Origin of the sequence: Gluconacetobacter tumulisoli (assembly GCF_014174155.1) — a bacterium.
Classification (GTDB): domain Bacteria; phylum Pseudomonadota; class Alphaproteobacteria; order Acetobacterales; family Acetobacteraceae; genus Gluconacetobacter; species Gluconacetobacter tumulisoli.
The window spans coordinates 37,982-56,075 of record NZ_JABEQM010000009.1 but is presented as its reverse complement, the minus strand read 5'-3'; the positions used below and the strand labels follow the sequence as shown (position 1 = coordinate 56,075).

12 protein-coding genes are annotated in these 18,094 nt (G+C 58.6%); 5 read left to right on the top strand and 7 right to left on the bottom strand.

From position 1 onward, the window contains the following. Positions 1 to 29: 29 nt before the first annotated feature. Entirely contained in the window at positions 30 to 548 is a 519-nt protein-coding gene (locus HLH28_RS11890; protein ID WP_182959388.1) for a DUF4232 domain-containing protein, read from the top strand. Positions 549 to 870: 322 nt separating this feature from the next. Here the strand turns inward: HLH28_RS11890 and HLH28_RS11885 are convergent, their stop codons facing one another. Next, positions 871 to 3,513 carry an ATP-binding protein gene (locus tag HLH28_RS11885; protein WP_182959386.1) on the bottom strand — a complete coding sequence of 881 codons (2,643 nt, stop codon included), beginning with the start codon at positions 3,511 to 3,513 and terminating at the stop codon, positions 871 to 873. 659 nt (positions 3,514 to 4,172) lie between these two features. On the opposite strand from HLH28_RS11885, the gene HLH28_RS11880 reads away from it, so the two are divergent. Continuing rightward, positions 4,173 to 5,684 (top strand): globin-coupled sensor protein, encoded by a 1,512-nt coding sequence (locus tag HLH28_RS11880; RefSeq protein ID WP_246396060.1) that lies wholly within the window; start codon positions 4,173 to 4,175, stop codon positions 5,682 to 5,684. Positions 5,685 to 6,128: 444 nt separating this feature from the next. Here HLH28_RS11880 and HLH28_RS11875 read toward each other — a convergent pair whose 3' ends face one another. Next, the gene (locus HLH28_RS11875; protein WP_182959384.1) at positions 6,129 to 6,845 is read right to left on the bottom strand and encodes a response regulator transcription factor; all 717 of its coding nucleotides are present in this window, start codon (positions 6,843 to 6,845) and stop codon (positions 6,129 to 6,131) included. Positions 6,846 to 8,315: 1,470 nt separating this feature from the next. Between HLH28_RS11875 and HLH28_RS11870 the strand changes: the two genes are divergently transcribed. The 3 genes from HLH28_RS11870 to HLH28_RS11860 all read left to right on the top strand — a co-directional run bounded on the left by HLH28_RS11870 (position 8,316) and on the right by HLH28_RS11860 (position 13,786). After that, positions 8,316 to 10,436, top strand: a complete 2,121-nt coding sequence (locus HLH28_RS11870) for a bifunctional diguanylate cyclase/phosphodiesterase (protein ID WP_182959382.1) — start codon at positions 8,316 to 8,318, stop codon at positions 10,434 to 10,436. 38 nt (positions 10,437 to 10,474) lie between these two features. Further along, a complete protein-coding gene (locus tag HLH28_RS11865) occupies positions 10,475 to 12,793 on the top strand; it encodes a putative bifunctional diguanylate cyclase/phosphodiesterase (RefSeq protein WP_182959380.1) in 2,319 nt (772 codons plus the stop codon). A 120-nt stretch (positions 12,794 to 12,913) separates the two neighbouring features. Beyond that, on the top strand, positions 12,914 to 13,786 hold the full coding sequence (locus tag HLH28_RS11860; RefSeq protein WP_182959378.1) for a LysR family transcriptional regulator: 873 nt from the start codon (positions 12,914 to 12,916) through the stop codon (positions 13,784 to 13,786). Here the strand turns inward: HLH28_RS11860 and HLH28_RS11855 are convergent. The 5 genes from HLH28_RS11855 to trbL are packed head-to-tail and all read right to left on the bottom strand — an operon-like array spanning position 13,761 to position 18,094. Next, a complete protein-coding gene (locus HLH28_RS11855) occupies positions 13,761 to 14,012 on the bottom strand; it encodes a DUF2274 domain-containing protein (protein WP_182959376.1) in 252 nt (83 codons plus the stop codon). The two genes, HLH28_RS11860 and HLH28_RS11855, sit on opposite strands and share 26 nt — an antisense overlap. Next, positions 14,009 to 15,169, bottom strand: a complete 1,161-nt coding sequence (locus tag HLH28_RS11850; RefSeq protein ID WP_182959374.1) for a TrbI/VirB10 family protein — start codon at positions 15,167 to 15,169, stop codon at positions 14,009 to 14,011. Before HLH28_RS11850 ends, HLH28_RS11855 begins: the two co-directional genes overlap by 4 nt. Continuing rightward, complete coding sequence (gene trbG / locus HLH28_RS11845) at positions 15,166 to 16,152, bottom strand: P-type conjugative transfer protein TrbG (protein ID WP_182959372.1); 987 nt, start codon at positions 16,150 to 16,152, stop codon at positions 15,166 to 15,168. The genes HLH28_RS11850 and trbG overlap by 4 nt, the downstream gene beginning before the upstream one ends. Beyond that, positions 16,152 to 16,832: a conjugal transfer protein TrbF gene (gene trbF, locus HLH28_RS11840; protein WP_182959370.1), complete on the bottom strand. Its 681-nt coding sequence runs from the start codon at positions 16,830 to 16,832 to the stop codon at positions 16,152 to 16,154. Before trbF ends, trbG begins: the two co-directional genes overlap by 1 nt. Before the next feature lie 2 nt (positions 16,833 to 16,834). Next, on the bottom strand, positions 16,835 to 18,094 hold the full coding sequence (gene trbL, locus HLH28_RS11835; protein WP_182959368.1) for a P-type conjugative transfer protein TrbL: 1,260 nt from the start codon (positions 18,092 to 18,094) through the stop codon (positions 16,835 to 16,837).

The window sequence follows — 18,094 nt, the reverse complement described above, 5'->3', positions numbered from 1 at the left end:
TCCGTCCGGCACAAAGGAAGCGAGAGACCATGAAACTGCTGATGTTCATGCTGGGGATGAGTGTCGTCATGCGCGCGGCATCCGCGGCTCCCGTGTCCCGTTCGTTTCCGGATTGTACCGCTGCGCAATTGTCACTCGGCTTCGACGATGAAAATGGTCGGTTCGACGGAATGTCGCAAAGCGGCACGTTGCTTGTGCTCCGCAATCTCGGTCCGGCCGCCTGCAAGCTGCCGGCGCTGCCGGTGTTGTGGTTCGAGGACGAGGGGCATCATTCGGTACCTGCGGAGCGGCGTCCGCCCGCTGGCATGAATCCCGGTCCTGTCCTGCTGCCGGTCGCCGTCGCGCCGCAGGCCGAGCTGACCGCCCGCCTGCACTGGGTGTCCAACGATGTCTATGGCGATAGCCATAATTGCATAAGGCCCGAGATCGCAGTGCTTGAGGTTCCGGATGGCACATTACGGCAGCGCTTCGGACGGCAGATGTGCGCTCCCGAACATTCGACGCAATATTTCACTCAGGCGCCGCTGCAGCCGGATCACAGTTTATAGATCGGATCGTACTAGATCCCGCGTGGATATTGAGAAGGAACAAGGCGCTCTGCGGCCCATTACCAGGAGCGTTCCCTTCGGGCCCTTCCAGGGCTACGTCCACTGAACTGGCCATAAGCGAGGCAGGTTCATATCGACTGTCACTATCGCGCGGACGGTCGGGGCACCAAAAAATCGCCGCACCGTCTCATGCCATGCAAATCATTCGGAACATGACCCGTGGTCATGCTAACCGCTTGGTATTGCAATGCCCGACAATAAGATGCGGATCGCGCTCTTGACGCTTGATCGCCCTAGACGGCATTTTTCGTTGGTTATTATATTACGTTATATTATTTCTATATCTTTTTATATAAAATGCACTGCTCTCACTGAGTGACCGAATTGCGGCAAACTTACGGGCACGATTGACCCGGTCGTGGGAACTGAATGTGGTTTCAAGTTCAACACATAAGTTGAAAAGTCTTGAAAGACCAAGGGAGGAGGCGGCCCCAGCAAGGCGATGAATCGCCTCAATGCAATCCGCGTCGTTCCGCGCCGTTTCAATGCTACACAGACGCCGTTCTAGATGCTGGCCAAAAGCGTCGATTGCCCTGCATATAGCCTCAGGGCCGGCATAGCTCAGTTGAGCGGCCAGAAAAGCCGCATCAAGAATGGGATGCGGATTTTGGGTTACGGCATCGTGCTCGCCTGTGTGGGATCTGCCCAAGGCCTTTAGCACTGCTGATCGCAAGCGCGATGGTCTAAACGGCTTTGCTAGGAAGTTGTCGATTCCGGCGGCCTGCATTCTTGACCCGTCAGGCGTGACATTGGCTGAGACCGCAATAATTGGCGTCTTTCCGGCCCTTCCACCGAGAGATCTGATCCTTGCGGCTGTCTCATATCCGTCAAGGCCAGGCATCCGGAGATCCAGCAATAAAAGATCAAACACGCCTTGCTTGATCAGGCCGACGGCGTCTTCTCCGTTGTCAACAGTTGTGATTCTCGCGCCACATGCCTTAAGGGCCCATTCGACAACAAGCCTGTTTTCTTCGACGTCATCAGCAATCAGCACATGTAAACCAGCAAGGGAAAGTGCGATCTGTGGACCATCTTCGGAGCGTGCCGACGAGTCTTGTCCGTTCAGGAGCGCGGAAAGGCTGGATCGCCCGATGGGATAAAATTCAATCTGGCTATTCTCAAGTGCCAGGCCGCTAAGGACTTCGGTCGTCTGCCCTATGGGGCTGAAAACGATGACGCGGGAACATAGTGAACAGGCGCGCTCGTACCACTCCATCATTGACGTTGCGCAAACGGATAACGGAAGAACGACCAATGCTACACCAAGCAGCGGAGAGCCCGATATCGCATCCCCCTGCTCCACCACCCGTGTCGCGACGCCTAACCCGATGCAAGCCGATTCCAGGCCAGAGCGTGTCTTACTGCCCGGACCCAGTATGATGACTTCATTTAAAGGCATGTCTGGTGGTGGCGCGCTACAGGAACTTGCGGGTAGGCTTACGCGGAATGTGCTTCCATGGTTTGGAGAACTATCGACACCGATCGCACCACCCATGGCCTGGGCAAGCCCCAGCGCAATGCTTAACCCGAGGCCGGTTCCGCTCGTCGCGTCGTCCGAGCCAGGACTAATCTTTGAAAATCTGTCAAAAATCCGATTCTGATCAATCGGCTCGATGCCAATTCCGGTGTCGCAGACGGATAAAAGAAGTTCATGATAACCGTTTGTCGTCGCAAGATCGACATAGACCCCAATCCAACCGGATCGGGTGAATTTTATGGCATTGCCTATCAGATTATACAAAATCTGCCGCAGGCGAGTGGGATCAACGCAGATATCTTCCGGCAATCGCGGCGCAATGGAAAGAACAAGTTCGACTCCCTTGCGGTGCCCAAGAGGCGCAAGGCTGCGAATGACTCCTTCAACAATGACCTCGACATTCACCTCAATTGGAACAATTTTCAGCTCATTCTCTTCTATACTGGCGAAATCGAGCGTATCGTTCACGATGGCTGCAAGAGATTGTGCCGAATTGACAATATTGGACAGATACTTCGCGTCGAGACCAGTCCGTTTTTCCTCTGCCAGAAGCTCTGCCATATTGATGATGGCATTCAGAGGGGTACGGATTTCATGGCTCATCGTTGCCAGAAAGCGGCTTTTAGCGTCGTTTGCGGCTTCAGCACGCTTCACAGCGTCGAGGAGCTGCCTGTTTTTGGTCTCCAGTTCAGCAGTGCGTTCGGCAACCCGAGCCTCCAGTCGCCGATTGAGTGCGGCCAGGTCCGCATGCGATTTCTTGACCTCGGTGATATCGTGAGACGCGAAAACCGCCAATGTCCGGCCGAAATATGAGACCCGTTCAGCGCTAACGATGATATCGCGCAATTTTCCGCTCTTGGTCCGCATTCTCCCTTCCAGGTTCTCGACGCGGCCATATGTCGTCAACTGGCGCACAATCTCGGAACGGAACGAGATATTTTCCCAGATATTCATATCTCGCGCGGTTTTCCCAATGACATCAGAGCGCTGATATTCCATGGCCGACAGCCACGCCGGGTTCACATCCAGATGCTCTCCCGTTTCCAGAACGGATATGGCCGAGAGGCCGGGATTGAGTTGGAAGGCCTGCGCATGGATCAGATCCAAGGTCTGAGTGTCATCACCCAAGAAGATGATCGCTCCGTTTTCTGTCCGATCCGTGGTCGCTGTCATCGGCTCCAAGCGATATTGAACAGTTTTCAGGCTTCCTTTTAGGCGGAGGGTTCCTTCAATGGTCAAGATCGTGGAAAACCATGACGATGACAGCGGGCCAGATGCTGGCTCAAGCCAAGCTGTGATGGAGACGCCAGCGATGGGGCCTTTTTGAGAAGCGTGTATGATGCGTGCGAAACGTGAACTGCAATAGGCCACGACACCCTCGGGCGTGAGGATGCCAAAGGCGATAGCGTTTACCGTACGGTCACCCACCGAACTTTCTCCTTTATGGGCCGAATGCGACGTCAGGCGAGGCGAAAATCGATATACAGCAAAGTATCCCGATATTGAGACACATTCGGCACAACTTCGGGATAGAGCGATGTTAGCAATGATTCATGTGCATGGCACTTTATGCCAAGAAAATCGGTTTTGTCTTCACGACTTATTTTCCGCTCTGATATGCGCCGAGAGGTAGGCATCACATGCCGTGCGACTGACGTCTGTCTGTAAGATTCAGCGCCTCGATGCGCCGGCTGCTACCCCTTTGCCTGTCCGGGAATGGATCAATGCTGCGAACCGAGCGTGCGAGCGTCGAAGTGAAAATTCTGCCCAGCTCAAATCTGCCCGACCCGGTGCTCACTGGTTCAGTTGACGGGAATTTCTGACGATTTTTTGAAACCATCACACACAGACGGTGGCAGCGCGCCGAAGGAGCTTGAACATGGATCGAGTGTTTTCAAAGTTTCTTAGAAAAAACGGCCCGCAACGTCTAATTATTTAGGTTCCGATACGGAATATTATAATTGATCTAATAATAAGCCGTTCGGAGTTCATAATATGCCCAACGACGCACAGATTCTCGAACGCCTCAGGTTTATGAAATTAGACACAGAAGCAAAAAAAACATACGCAATACCAAACCAATATTGATGCGGGAACTGCCCAAAGCGTTGGATGCATTCTACGATCAGGTTACGATGTTTCCGGAAACCGCGAGATTCTTTCATAATTCTAATCTGGTGACGTCAGCGAAGAGCAGGCAACTTCGGCATTGGGACGTTATATCGAACGGCGAATTCAATCAGGATTATGTCAGCGCCGTCACGGCAGTCGGGCAGACGCATGCGCGGATCGGCCTGAAGCCGCGCTGGTATATCGGAGGCTACGCTCTTGTACTTGAGTCCCTAATCGGGGCGGTGCTCGAGGCCCGCTGGCCCAAGGGGGTGCTCGGCACCAAGCGGGCGCCGGCCAAGCAAGTGGCTGCGGAACTCGGAGCCGTCGTCAAAGCCACCATGCTCGACATGGATTTCGCGATCTCCGTCTATCTCGACGCACTGGAAACGGCGCGCCAGGCAGCGGAGGCGCGCGCCAAAGCGACCAGCGACGCCGTCATGAAAGCGGTCGGCGAGGCGCTGGGCAAGATTGCCAAGGGCGACCTGACTCATCGTATCGGCGACAGCATGCCCGAAGAATACCGGCAACTGCGCGAAGACTTCAATCTAGCCATCGCGCAATTGTCGTCGACGCTGGCCCAGGTCCAGGGCACGGCCGAGACGATCGGCACGGGCGCGGATGAAATCGCGAACGCCGCCGATGACCTGTCGCGACGGACCGAAAGGCAGGCGGCTAGCCTCCAGCAGACGGCGGTCGCGCTGAACGAGATCACGGGGGCAGTGACGAAGACCGCCGAGGGTACCAAGCAAGCCAGTGAGGCGGTTAACGCGGCAAAGGCGGATGCCTCCCACTCCGGCGAGATCGTTGACCACGCCATCCGCGCCATGAGCGAAATTGAGAAATCGTCGAGCCAGATCGCCCAGATTGTCGGGATGATTTCCGACATCGCCTTTCAGACCAACGTGTTAGCTTTGAACGCGAGCGTCGAGGCCGCCCGTGCCGGTGACCAGGGGCGAGGGTTTGCAATCGTGGCCCTTGAGGTTCGCGCCCTCGCGCAGCGTTCTGACGAAGCCGCCAAGGACATCAAGACCCTCATCACGGCCTCGTCGCGTCATGTGGGCCAGGGGGTCGGCCTTGTTGGCGAGACCGGCAAGGCGCTGGGTGCCATCATGGCCAGGGTCACCGAGATCGACGATCTCGTCAGTCAGATCGCGTCCTCTGCCCAGCAGCAGGCGGCGGGACTGAACCAGGTGAATATCGCCGTGACCCAGATGGACCAGGTCGTGCAGCAGAACGCGGCAATGGTTGAACAAACCACCGCGGCCACGCGGTCTCTGAAAGGTGAAACGGCGGAACTAGGCGATATCGTCGCGCATTTTACCGTCGGCGAAGACTCGACCCGAAGCCAAAAAAAGGCCAAATCCGGTTCGCCTTCCGGCCGGCCAGCACTGTCCCAGGTCCGGAGGCGGACGGATGGGATGCGGGGCGCCTGGACCGTGAAGCACCTCGTGGCAGGGCGGAACACGGGGTCAATCGGTTATGATTAATAAATTTCCACGCGTATTAAAACATATCTTTATTATTAACAAAGAACGCGCATCATGTCCTCCGCCTTCGGTCGGCGATGTAGTTCGTGTCTATACGGGATGGCCTCGAAATTACGACTTGGATTTTGTCGGTAGGATCGAAGAAATTAAAGCCGACATTGGCCCAGAAGATGAAGGTCTTCCTTGTCAGGAGCAACATCGTTTTGGGATCAAGCTTCCCTACGCTGGAATCTACTATTTCAGTGAAGCGGAAATCATAAATCTAAACGACCCCAAACCGACTGGAGGCAGACCCTCATCACCGTTACGCCGAATATGGTTGGTCATGTTTGCAGCATACGGGACGGTCAAAAGCCGCATCTCTCCGTTGCGACAAGACCCCATCATCGGCAAGGGAGGAGGATCCGATCCCTCTTCTCATCTTGTCCGCGTATCCAGGGTGATCTACAACCGCCTTGCGGTCAGACGATAGCCAAAACCATGTACCGTCTCGATCAACGGCGTAGAAGAATCATGAACGGCCCGTAGTTTGATGCGCATGCGGTAGATTGCCTTGTCGACGGCGCGCGTCGTGATCTCTTCGTCATCATTCATGAGAGCAAGTATACGATCACGATGAAGCGGCTTTGATCCATTTCTTATCATAGCATCTAATATGCGAAACTCATTCTCGGTCAAAGAGATGGATTTTCCACTATTTGCGAATACCTTTCTTGCGCTCAAATCTACAGACCAGCCTTCAAAATAATAGACTGGTGCGTTCTTGTCCGCGAATGCGGCTGTTCGTACGCGCGTCGAGAGATTGCGGACGCAGGCGACAAGCTCTCGCGGGTGGACCGGCTTTTCCAGATATTGGTCGGCGCCACTTTCCAGGCCCTTCAGCCGGTCTGTTGCCGCAGGATTGGACGTTATAACGATAATGCCCGCGGAACTGATACTCCGAAGATCAGAGACCAACTCGAGAGCGTTTCCATCGGGAAGGCGAAGATCAAGCAGAATAACGTCAAAACGTGCGTGACCGATCTGTCGACGCAACTCTGATAATGTACCAGCCGTATTGACGTTAAAACCAGCGCCAATCAATACGGCGCTATGGAGATCACGTGTGATTTCGTCATCTTCGACTAGTAACAGACTTGCAGCCGGGCGATCGGAAATCATGACCGGCAATATCGCTCCTTTATGGGCCGAATGCAACGTCAAGTTAGGTGAAGTCAACAGGCGTCAAATATCCCATTATTGAGACACATTCGGCGCAACTTCGAGATAGATCGATGTTAGCAATGATTCCCGTATGGGCTGCTCTAGGCCAACGAAGTTCGGTTTCTGTGCATGATTATTTTTCTATCCTGACGATTCGCTGGGAGGTAGCCTTCACATGCAGGGCGACTGACATTTGTCTTTAGGGCTCAGCGCCAAATACGGCGGTTGCTACTCCTGGACTCGACCAGGACTGAATCAATGCGGCGGACCAGGGGCGCGAGCGTCGAAGTGACAATTGACGTGGTTCCAAGCTGACCGGCGTGGGGTCTAACCAGCTCAGTTTACTGGAATTTCCTATCGTTTCGTCAGGTCATGACGTGCAAGCGGTAGCACCGCGCCGAAGGAGTCTGATTACGGATGGAGTCTTTTCCTGAATTTTGCGAGAAAAACTAAGAAGCATGCTTGGTGATACGCTCGACGGTCCAGTTCCGACCGCCCTTCTTCATCTGCTCGGTGAGACGTCCGTTTATCCAGCCCCTGTCCCGACTTTCGTCGGCGCGCAAGCAGGTGCAAGACGCCAATGATGGCGTATTCCTCGCCCGCCAGGTCCTCTCGCGTCCGAAGGTCTCCGCAAAGACCAGGGCTGAATCACATCTCCGATAATCTAAAAAGACCATTTACCAGAACCTAGTCAAAAAATGTTCGGCGAATGCGGGAAACGGGTCGAAGAAAATTGTTATACCAAACGGGCGCTCTTCCTCACACTGCTGTCTTCATCCTGGGTCTGATCGGCAGCGTAACGGCTATAGTATCAGAGAACCACCGGTCGGCTTTCATGGCCATTTTCCAACCGTGGTGGTGTGACCCACGCAGCCAGAACACTGCGGACCAGGCCGGCATCGTACGTGCGGAAACCACGCTTCCGTTCCGCCTGCCTGTCGGCTCCCAAAAGGCACATTTGGCGAACGGACTGCGTGCCGCGGGTGCCCTCCTAATGCTGGATCTGCTCCATACCATGGTGAGGCCGTCAGCTCGGAAGAAGGGACGATCTTCCGTTACCAGCGGGTTATCGATGCATAATTCGGTGGCGCTCAGGCTAGTCCTTTTAACAATGCGGTTGCAGCGTCTTGTGCTCCCCGCTGCATGCCTTGCCCGCCTCGTATCATTGAGCAGCCTCCTTAGAACGACTCTTTTGATCGCAGCTCGCCGCGGAAGCCGGCCAGTTGAAGCAGTTACTCGCCGGCTTTCGATTGGTTGCATGGACGTCAGCGCCTAAAGAGCCGTCGTGGACACAGGCCGCGGCGGAGAGCGCTTCAGGGTGGTTACTCACACTAATTTACTTCGCTTACGGGAATAACGCCGCAGTAATTCGCCAACGACGATCGGTGTGGCTCCGACACATTATATAAGGCCTAGAGGAAACTATCTATGATGCCGATCCTTAGCTGCATCGTCCATGAGCACAATATTTGGCTGGTGACCGGCGCAGGACTCCTCTGTTGTATCGGCTCGTGGGTGACCGCACGACTGTTCTGCCGCACGCTCGACACAAGTGGTTTGCAAAAGCACGGTTGGCAGTTTCTAACGGCTCTTACCGGTGCCGTTTCGATCTGGTGTACTCATTTCATCGCCATGCTCGGATTTAACGCCGGCGTGCCTGTGAGCTTCAGCCCAGTTTTAACCATAGCTTCACTGCTTATAGCGGTCATCGGAAGTACGGCCGGTTTCGTCCTTGCTGGAAGCCGTCGAACTGGGTCAATGCCCGCACTTGGCGGCGCGATTGTCGGCTTGTCAATTGCCGGCATGCATTACACAGGAATGATGGCCTATCGGGTGCAAGGCATCATGGCCTGGGACATGCGGTACGTCCTGGTCTCGATAGCGCTTGCGTCCGCCTTTTCGGCCGTCGCGCTGGACATTGCAACGCGGCCGGGTCGACATGCTTGCAATTTCATGGCCGTTATCCTGGCACTGGCGATCATCAGCCTGCATTTCACCGGCATGACGGCGCTTAGAATTGCCCCCGCACAGATCGAAGGGTCGTTCGCCAACCTGGAAGCTCTCCATGCTCTGGCGCTGGCGATCATCGCCGTCGCGCTCGTCATCGTCGCCGCGGGGATGACGAGTTATCTCATCGACGACAGCACCCGCATGGAAAATCTGGAGCGGCTTCATCGCATGGCGATGAGCGACACACTGACCGGGCTTCCGAACCGTGCCAGTTTCAATGACCGCCTTGACCTCGAAATCGAGCTTGCGCGTGGGCGCAGGGGCAAATTTGCCCTCGTTGGGATCGACCTCAATCGCTTCAAGGTAATCAACGATCTGCGCGGCCACACGACCGGGGACGAAGTACTGCGCATCCTTGCCAGGCGCTTCAAGGGATTGCTGCGTGAGGGAGAATTCGTCGCCAGAACTGGTGGCGACGAATTCTCCGCCTTGTATCGCATGAATGACGAGGGGAGCATCTCCGAGTTCCTCGGACGCCTGGAACGCGCTTTGTCCAAGTGCATCCAGCTTGATGGATTTGAGATCCCATCCGATGCCAGCCTGGGCGTCGCCCTGTGGCCGGACGATGCGAGCAATAAGGAGGCGCTCATAAACAACGCCGACCTCGCCATGTACCGCGCCAAGGCGGATCCGGTCCAAAAAGTCCGGTTCTATGAGCCTGCAATGGACGAGGTACTTCGCGCCCGTCGCAGCCTGGCCGCTGATCTTCGCGACGCGCTGGCGCGGGACCAGCTCTCTGTACATTATCAGGTCCAGGCATCCATCGCGACCGGCCAGATTCATGGTTACGAGGCACTGTTACGCTGGAATCATCCAAAGCTCGGCCCGATTCCTCCAACCGAGTTTATCCCCCTCGCAGAGGAGAATGGCTTGATCCTCCCGATCGGCGAGTGGGTCCTGCGAACGGCGTGCCGCGAAGCAACGTTGTGGTCACCATCGTACAAGATTGCCGTGAATGTCTCTGCTGTGCAGTTCATGCATGTCGACCTCGTCCAACTCGTCAAGTCCACGCTCGCCGAAACGGGTCTGGCGCCTGAACGCTTGGAGTTGGAGTTGACAGAGTCGACCATCTTTACGGACCGGGAGCGTGCGCTGCACATGCTGCACCAGATCAAAGAACTCGGGGTCAGCGTCGCGCTCGACGATTTCGGAACCGGATATTCGTCGCTCGACACGCTTCGGTCCTTCCCCTTCGACAGGATTAAGATCGATCGTTCATTTTGTGACTCAGGAGAGGGCAGTCCGCAGACCTTCGCTATCATCCGTGCGGTGATCGCTCTCGGCAAAGCCTTCGGTATTCCGGTTCTGGCCGAGGGTATCGAGACTGATGACCAGCTTTCCCGGTTGACTAGCGAGGGTTGCGATGAGGGTCAGGGTTACCTGCTGGGGCGGCCGGCCCCTCTCCGTCAGATCGTCGAGACGGGGCAACTCAAGCTCATTCATCACGAGCGCAAGATTATCGCGAATGAGAGCGGAGCGGATCTGCAGACCGCGTTTCTGAATTCCTCTTCTAACGGCGACACCCACTCAACCGATTAAAAAGCCTGGTCCCCGATGGCTGAAGACACGAGGTCCTCATGAGCGCGACATTAATCTCCACCGGGATCAGGGCATTCCTGGCGGTACAGTCTAAAAATCTGGAATTGCTTGAAGCGCAATTCTCCGTCCTTTCGCGGTTAATTCCACTTCTCTATGTCGTCCTCGTGGCTAATGCGTGGTTACTTGCGGTGGCTTTTATCAGTCGTGCGCCCCTCTGGCTGACTGTATACCCCTGCGCTCTTCTCACGGCAGTCTGCGCGTTCTTTTTGGTGATCTGGTGGCGAAAGAAGAATTTCGCTATGACGACGGACAGGTCGATCAGGGAAGTCCAGGATGCGAACCGCGTAACTGCAGTTCTGGTTCTGGTCTTTCCTCTCTGGGCCTTCACGTTATTTCCCTATGGTGACGATCTCGAACAGAGTTATGTCGCCTTTTTTCTTGTGATCTCCATTATCGGCACCATATTTTTCTTCATTCATCTGCGCTCGGCCGCCCTGATTGTCGCCGTCATCGCAGGGATCGCCTTTGTTATCTATTTTGCTTCGACCGGAGAGCCCGTATTCATCGGCATGGCCATCAACGTGATGGTTGTCATCGGGACTTCAGTGATCGTCGTCCTAATCCAGAAGCGGGATTTCGGTCGCATGGTCACCGCATCCACCGAGGCGCGTGCCAAGGGCAGGGAGCAGAGCCGACTTCTGCGCATGATCGATGAGATGCCCGTCGCCGTGATGACCGTCGAGCCGGAGACGCTGAACATCAACTATGCCAACGAGACCTCGAAACGCTTGATCCGGCAGATCGAGCATCTTTTGCCCCTCGCTGCTGACGAACTCATCGGCACATGCATCGATGTCTTCCATAGACAGCCACAACATCAGCGTAGAATTCTCGCCGATCCCGCGAATCTTCCGCACAACGCTCGTATCAAGCTTGGCCCGGAGATTCTGGACCTCAAGGTCACCGCAATTACCGATAATGACGGGGATTATATTGGTCCCATGCTCACATGGGCGCTTGTAACCGAAGAGGCGGAAGCCGATCGGCGCATCCGGAAAAACGACTCACTAACCGGCCTGGCGAACCGTAGCACCTTCCACGAGGAACTGGACAAACGGCTAGCACCGCGTGGCAACCGATTTGGATTGTTGTTCGTCGATCTCGACGGCTTCAAGCTTGTGAACGACACTTGGGGACATCGAGTGGGCGATCTTCTACTGAACCAGGTAGCAGGGCGTTTGCGCGCCACTTGCAACTGTCCAGCGACTTTCGTTGGACGGTTGGGGGGCGATGAATTCGGCATTCTTATTCCGCACGACAATGCCGAGGAGGCTGCCGCCCTTTCCGCCAGCATCGTTGCTGCTCTGAGCGTTCGCTACGAGCTCGATGAGGACCGTAGCCTTCATATCGGTGCATCCGTCGGAGTCGCGCTTGCGCCCCTTCATGGCGATAATGGCGAGACCTTGTTGGGGCGGGCGGACATCGCGCTCTATGCCGCAAAGACGGCTGGCAAGGGAACGTTTCGGATCTTTTTACCCGATATGGAGACGCGCATTCAGGAGCGCATACGCCTCGAGGCCACGCTCCGTGCGGCGCTGGAGAGTGGAAATGGGCTGTTTGTCTTTTATCAGCCCATCGTGGCCATCGAGACAGGTACTGTGACCGCCCGGGAGGCTCTCGTGCGATGGCACCACCCGCAGAGAGGCTGGATCTCACCGGACGAATTTGTTCCTGTTGCCGAACAAAGTGGTCTGATCGATCAGCTTGGTAGCTTCGTATTGAACGCGGCTTGTCGGGAAGCCGCCGGTTGGCAGGACAATGCGCGCATTGCGGTGAATGTTTCTGCCAGACAGCTCGGCAGCGGAACGCTCGTTACGGCCGTCAGTGTGGCGTTGACTGTCTCCTGTCTATCGGCTGACCGCTTGGAGATCGAGGTTACGGAAACCGCCCTTCTCAACAATGAAGAAGATATTATCGGGGAATTACGGCAATTGCGGGACCTTGGCGTCCGCGTCGCGCTGGACGATTTCGGAACCGGCTATTCCTCGCTCGCCCATCTGCGTGCTTTTCCTTTTGATAAAATCAAGATCGACGGCTCCTTCGTGCGGGATTCTGTAGAACGCGCTGACTGTGCAGCCGTTGTACAGGCAGTGGCGAGCCTTGGTCGGCGTCTGGGCGTGACCACGGTCGCCGAAGGGGTCGAGACGCCGGCCCATCTTGATCGCGCCCGCGAGGAAGGATGTGGTGAAGTTCAAGGCTATCTTTTTGGTCGGCCTAAACCGAGCGATTGCGACGCGCCCATCATAGACGAGCTGAACCGGATCGCACGCGACGATCCGATGACTTCAACAGGGTGATTGTCCGAAGATAGTCGCGGTGAATGACCGGTCTCATCATGCCAGTTTGACCGCCGCAGCCGTATAGACAGCGGGCTATCAACGGATCTTAGTACACAACTGCAACGGGTCTGCGTAACGATGCGGTTCACCGAGCTACGTTATTTTCTAGCGGTTGTTGAGGCTGGGAGCTTCGGTAAAGCAGCGCAGTCCTTGCGGCTGCGGGTATCGACTCTCAGCAGGGCTGTAAGTCGTCTTGAGGACCGACTGGGGGTGACCTTGGTCGAGCGAAGTTCAGCCGGAATTCGAGTCACCGCACCGGGGCGTTTGGCCTTGCGGCACGTTCGCCGTGTCCTGACCGAGACAAATGCGCTGACGGATACGCTGTGGCGAAGCAGCGGTGGCGAGACAGGAGAAATCCATGTGGGATTCTACCTGCCGCCGGTGAACGGCGTTCTGGCAAGCTTGCTGTGGGAATGGCGCACCGCCTATCCGGGTGTCAGCGTGACACCACATGAGCCGACCGCGAGCGCCCTTCATACTGCATTGATCGACTGCCAGATCGATGCAGCGCTGGTGCCCGACTTTCTGTTAGATCGTTACGAGGCAGGGTCCCCCGTCTGCTTCGAGCCCTTGGTGGCGGTGCTGCCGACTAGTCATCGCCTGGCCGCGCAACCTGTGTTGCGATGGAGCGATCTTGAGGGCGAGATTCTGCTTCTATGGGCATGGGGAAAGGACGGGATCGGTCGGGATTTCTTCGCTTCGCGCCTACCCGGTGCTCGCTTGCAGGTTTTCGAGGCAAGCAATTTGACCGTTTTCGCTCTCGTAGGCGCCGGATACGGCATCACGATCGCGGCGCAGGCTTATACCTGTCTGAACCTACCCGGTCTGACTTTCATCCCTATCGACGAGGACAACGCGCACTTCGAGATCAATCTCGTATGGCGGCCGGAGGCCGAAGATCCGGTGGTGGGCAAATTCGTCGCCTTCATACGGGATCGGGCGAAGCTCTGACGTCGGCTGATGCCTTGCGGCGCTGCTTCCGAAAGCCCCTATCCGCCTCCATAAAGCGCGCGAGCATCGGCGCAATCAGCTTCGCGGGGGCGATCTCGGCCTGACCGCTCTCACGCGCCAGAATTCGCCCATACTCGACAAGATCGCGATACACGGCAGCAGGAAGCTCCACGGTGAGCCGCACCGGTTTGTCATCTGCGATCGACCCAAGCCTGAGCTTCGTCATCGGGACGCCTCCTGTCCGTAGGGGGTGAGCACCAGGTCACGATGCACCATCACCCGCACCGGAAAGCCCGGCCGGATGATATTGGTGGGCTGAATATTCAGCGACCGTCCGACCATCTGCTCGCCGATCTGGTTGAAGCCCTGCGAGCCGCCGGTGCGCAGGGCCTGTGCAATCCCGTTGCCACCACTGATGTCGGCCGCGGAACCGACGCTGAGAATGGTCGAGACCAGGGCGGCCTTGAATACCTCGCCCCAATGGTTGTCGGTCTGGTCCTGCAACCCAGCGTAGCCCGCCGTATCGGCGGCCGGCTCGTTTTCCAGCACGATCGAATCCCCAGCCCCGCGCATTAGCCGGGTCCAGACCAGCAGTACCCGCGTCTGCCCGTAGGCGATGTGGGAATCATAGCGGCCGATCAGCTTCGCCCCTTGCGGGATCAGCAGGATATGCCCGGTCGGGCTGTCATAGACGTTTTCCGTCACCTGCGCTGTAACCTCGCCCGGCAGGTCCGAACGGATACCGGTGATCAGCGCACCGGGTATGATCGATCCCGCCTGAAGCACATAGGGGCTGGGAACGGGTGCCAACCGCTCCGCGCTGACGGTGCGGTGATCGACGGGACCATCGAGAAACGCCTGCTTGCGATCGGTGGCAACGCTGCTGGGCGGGGCTACGGTCGCGCCCGGTGTCGCCGGCGTCGCGATATCCCGTCCCATCTGCGTCTGGGTGAACAGATGGCTGACCCGCGCCGCTTCCTGCTCCTGGGCGATACGCTGCTTCTCCGGATCGGCAGGTGTGGCCGGTGTCGCCATGCCGGAGGCCCCCACGCCGGCCTTGAGCAACGGCCCACCAAGATCGCCAGGCAACGGCGGTCCGAGGCGCGGCGGATGGCTATAGTCGCCCGGCAGGTTCGCCAGCCCGTCCGGCGTGGTGCGGCCGCCGGCATTATAAAGCTCGGCATTGCTCTTCGGTGGCACCGGCCTCAACGCCAGATAGAGCGCGCCGCCGACGCCGGTCACGGCGACGACCGACAGGCACAGGATCACCTTGCGCGACAGCCGCGTGACCGGCGGCCGCGTCGTCCGCAGCCGCATCTCTCCAGATGGCCTGACAGCGGCCCCTGGCGTTTCGGTGCCGCCACTTCCGGCGCTGTCGTTCATGACCGCCGCGACCCGTCAGTGCGGACGATCCGCACCACCTGCTGGTGCTTCGCTCCCAGCCGCAGTTCCGCAGCGGCGAACAGGCGATCGACGATCATGTGGTTGCCGCGCACGCGATAGTTCACCAACTGGCCGTCGCCTTGCGGGCCGATCACCCACAATGGCGGCATCTCACCCTGGGCGATGCCGGTGGGGAACTCGATAAAGACCTGCCGCCCGTCATCGAAGGCCCGCAATGGTCGCCACGGCGCATCGTCACCCTCGATCCGGTAGCGGAAATTCAGCGCGTCGAGATCGACGCCGGTCGCGACTGCCGTCGTGAGGCCCGCGTCACGATCCTGGCCGCGCAGGGCAACGATCTGGTCCTGCGGATAGTCCCAGGACACCGAGGCCATATAGGTCCGCTCATCGGAGCGCAGTTCCAGATGGTAGGTCCGCCGGTCGGTATTGATGACCAGGTTGGTGGTGAGATCCGGCCGGGTCGGCTTGAGCAGGATATGAATCCGTTTCGACGCCCCTGCCCCGCTCTCGGTGTCACCGATGATCCAGCGCACGGTATCGCCGGCGGCGACCGGGCCGGAACCGACCAGCTTCTCGCCCGGCTGCAGCGCGATGTCGGTGATCTCGCCGGGTGCGGCGTAGAGCTGATAAAGCGCGCCCTCGGAGAACGGATAGACCTGGATCGCATTGAGATAGCCGGCCCGCGTCGGCTGGATCCGCGCCGCGCTGTTGGCGCGCTCGACCCGCTGATGGGGATCCGTCGATTCCGTCGCCGCATGCCGGTAAGGGATCGGCTTGAGCTGCCCCGGCAGCGGCAAGGGCTCGGGCAGTGCCACCACCTGCACCGGCTTGGGCGGCTCGGGCATCAGGACCGCCTGCCGGGGCGTATCGTCGTATCTGATGACAGGCGGCTTCCATGAGGAGCAGGCCGCAAGCGGCGCCAGCAGGATCATGAGCGGCGCGAGGTTCTGCATGGTTCGCATCAGCCGAGTTCCCTGGACCAGTTGAGGGCGTGGATGTAGATGCCGAGCGGGTTCTTGCGCAGCCGTTCGGCGTCGGTGGGGGTGTTCACAACAATGGTCAGGATCGCGCTCCAACGCTCGGTGGCGGCCAGCGCGCCGTCGACATAGCGGCGCTCGATCCATTCCACCCGGAAGCTGTCGTCAGAGGCGCGGATGACGCTGGCGATCTCGACCGCCACCTGCATCTTGCCGATCCGGCTGAACGGATCGTTGGTGCGGGCATAGTCGTTCAGGGCCAGCGCGCCGCGATCGGTGACGTAATTATAGGCGTCGAGCCAGTTCTGCCGCAGCACCACCGGATCGGCCGGGATGCCGCGCACCTCGGAGATGAAACGCGCGAGATACCAGGCGATCTGCGGATCGGTCGGCCGATAGGCGGCCGTCGCCGGACCGACGGCCTGCGCCTGGCCGAGATGGTCGATCTGCACCACCCAAGGGGTGATGGTGCCGCGCGCCGACCGCCAGACCAGCCCGGCGGCCAGCCCGCCGCTCAAAGCCAGGCAACCGAAGAAGGCCAGCCGCCAGTTGCGCGCCTGGACACGGGCCGAGCCGATGCGGTCGTCCCAGACCTGTCCGGCCTTGTGATAGGGCGTCTCGGGCTCCGGCGTCCGGCCGAACCGCACAGTGGGGCGACGGAACATGGCTATTCTCCTTCCGAGAGATCGACGTCATGGCCGCCGCTGGGTCGGTCACCGCCCTTGATCGCCTGCGCGGCGGCGTCAGCCCCGCCCTTGATCCGGTTGTTGCGCTGCATCCGGCTGGCCCAGGCCGGCGGCTTGCCGGCCGCACCCGCTCCGCCGCCAGTGCCCGAAGCCGTGGCACCACCCGCGCCGCCGGTCGCGGCCGCCCCGCCAGCCTGATAGCTGGTGCGAACACCGGCCGCCGCGCGGCGCAGCGGGCTGGCGGCAGCGGACAGTCCGGCTTTGGCCACACCTGCTGCACCGCCGGCCCGATAGGCGGCGGAGGCGCCACCGGCGACAAAGGCGCCCCCACGCACAGCGGCCGCCGCAGCACCCGCAGCGAGTCCAACCCCTGACGCAGCAGCAACGCCGGCACCGACAACCCCGGCCGCCGTGGCAACGGCGGAGCCCGCACCCAACTGCGGACCACCGGCGATCAGGCCGTTGGCCAGTGCCGGGCCGAACACGGTCAGGCCGAGCAGCGTCAGGGAGGCGAGGATCAGGGTCAGCGCGTCATTGATGGTGGGCGGATTATTGAAGCCACTGGTGAACTGGCCGAACACCGTCGAGCCGATGCCGACGATGACGGCCAGCATCAGCACCTTGATCCCGGACGACACCACATTGCCCAGCACCTTCTCCGCGAGGAAGGCGGTGCGGCCGAACAGCCCGAAAGGTACCAGCACAAACCCCGCGAGCGTGGTCAGCTTGAACTCGATCAGCGCCACGAAGAGCTGGATCGCCATCACGAAGAAGCTGATGACCACGATCAGCCAGGCAATCAGCAATACCGCGATCTGGATCGCGTTGTTGAAGATGGCCACGAAACCGACCAGCGAGGAGATCGAGGTCAGGATCGGCTTGCCGGCATCGATGCCGACCTGCGCCAGCCGCCCCGGCTGGAGCAGTTGCGCCTGGGTGAGATGCCCACCGCCGGCCTCGATGCCCAGCCCGGCGAAGGACTTATAGATGATCTTCGCCAGCCCGTTGAAGTCGCCGATGATGAAGGCAAACATGCCGATGAACAGGGTCTTGCGGATCAGCCGCGCCAGCACGTCCTCATCCGGCGCCAGCGCCCAGAACAGTCCGGCCAGGGTGATGTCGATGGTGATCAGCACACCGGCGAGCCAGTAGACGTCGCCCTGCACCAGACCGAAGCCGGAATCAATATACTGGGTGAAGATGGCAAGGAAATTGTCGATGACGCCGGTGCCCTGTTGCAT

Bases quoted from the DNA above. Each gene is read 5' to 3' on its own strand.
- HLH28_RS11855 (WP_182959376.1), bottom strand. From the start codon at position 14,012: ATGACGAAGCTCAGGCTTGGGTCGATCGCAGATGACAAACCGGTGCGG.
- HLH28_RS11880 (WP_246396060.1), top strand. From the start codon at position 4,173: ATGCGGGAACTGCCCAAAGCGTTGGATGCATTCTACGATCAGGTTACG.
- HLH28_RS11860 (WP_182959378.1), top strand. From the start codon at position 12,914: ATGCGGTTCACCGAGCTACGTTATTTTCTAGCGGTTGTTGAGGCTGGG.
- HLH28_RS11870 (WP_182959382.1), top strand. From the start codon at position 8,316: ATGATGCCGATCCTTAGCTGCATCGTCCATGAGCACAATATTTGGCTG.
- HLH28_RS11890 (WP_182959388.1), top strand. From the start codon at position 30: ATGAAACTGCTGATGTTCATGCTGGGGATGAGTGTCGTCATGCGCGCG.
- trbL (WP_182959368.1), bottom strand. From the start codon at position 18,094: ATGCAACAGGGCACCGGCGTCATCGACAATTTCCTTGCCATCTTCACC.
- trbF (WP_182959370.1), bottom strand. From the start codon at position 16,832: ATGTTCCGTCGCCCCACTGTGCGGTTCGGCCGGACGCCGGAGCCCGAG.
- HLH28_RS11850 (WP_182959374.1), bottom strand. From the start codon at position 15,169: ATGAACGACAGCGCCGGAAGTGGCGGCACCGAAACGCCAGGGGCCGCT.
- HLH28_RS11865 (WP_182959380.1), top strand. From the start codon at position 10,475: ATGAGCGCGACATTAATCTCCACCGGGATCAGGGCATTCCTGGCGGTA.
- HLH28_RS11875 (WP_182959384.1), bottom strand. From the start codon at position 6,845: ATGATTTCCGATCGCCCGGCTGCAAGTCTGTTACTAGTCGAAGATGAC.
- trbG (WP_182959372.1), bottom strand. From the start codon at position 16,152: ATGCGAACCATGCAGAACCTCGCGCCGCTCATGATCCTGCTGGCGCCG.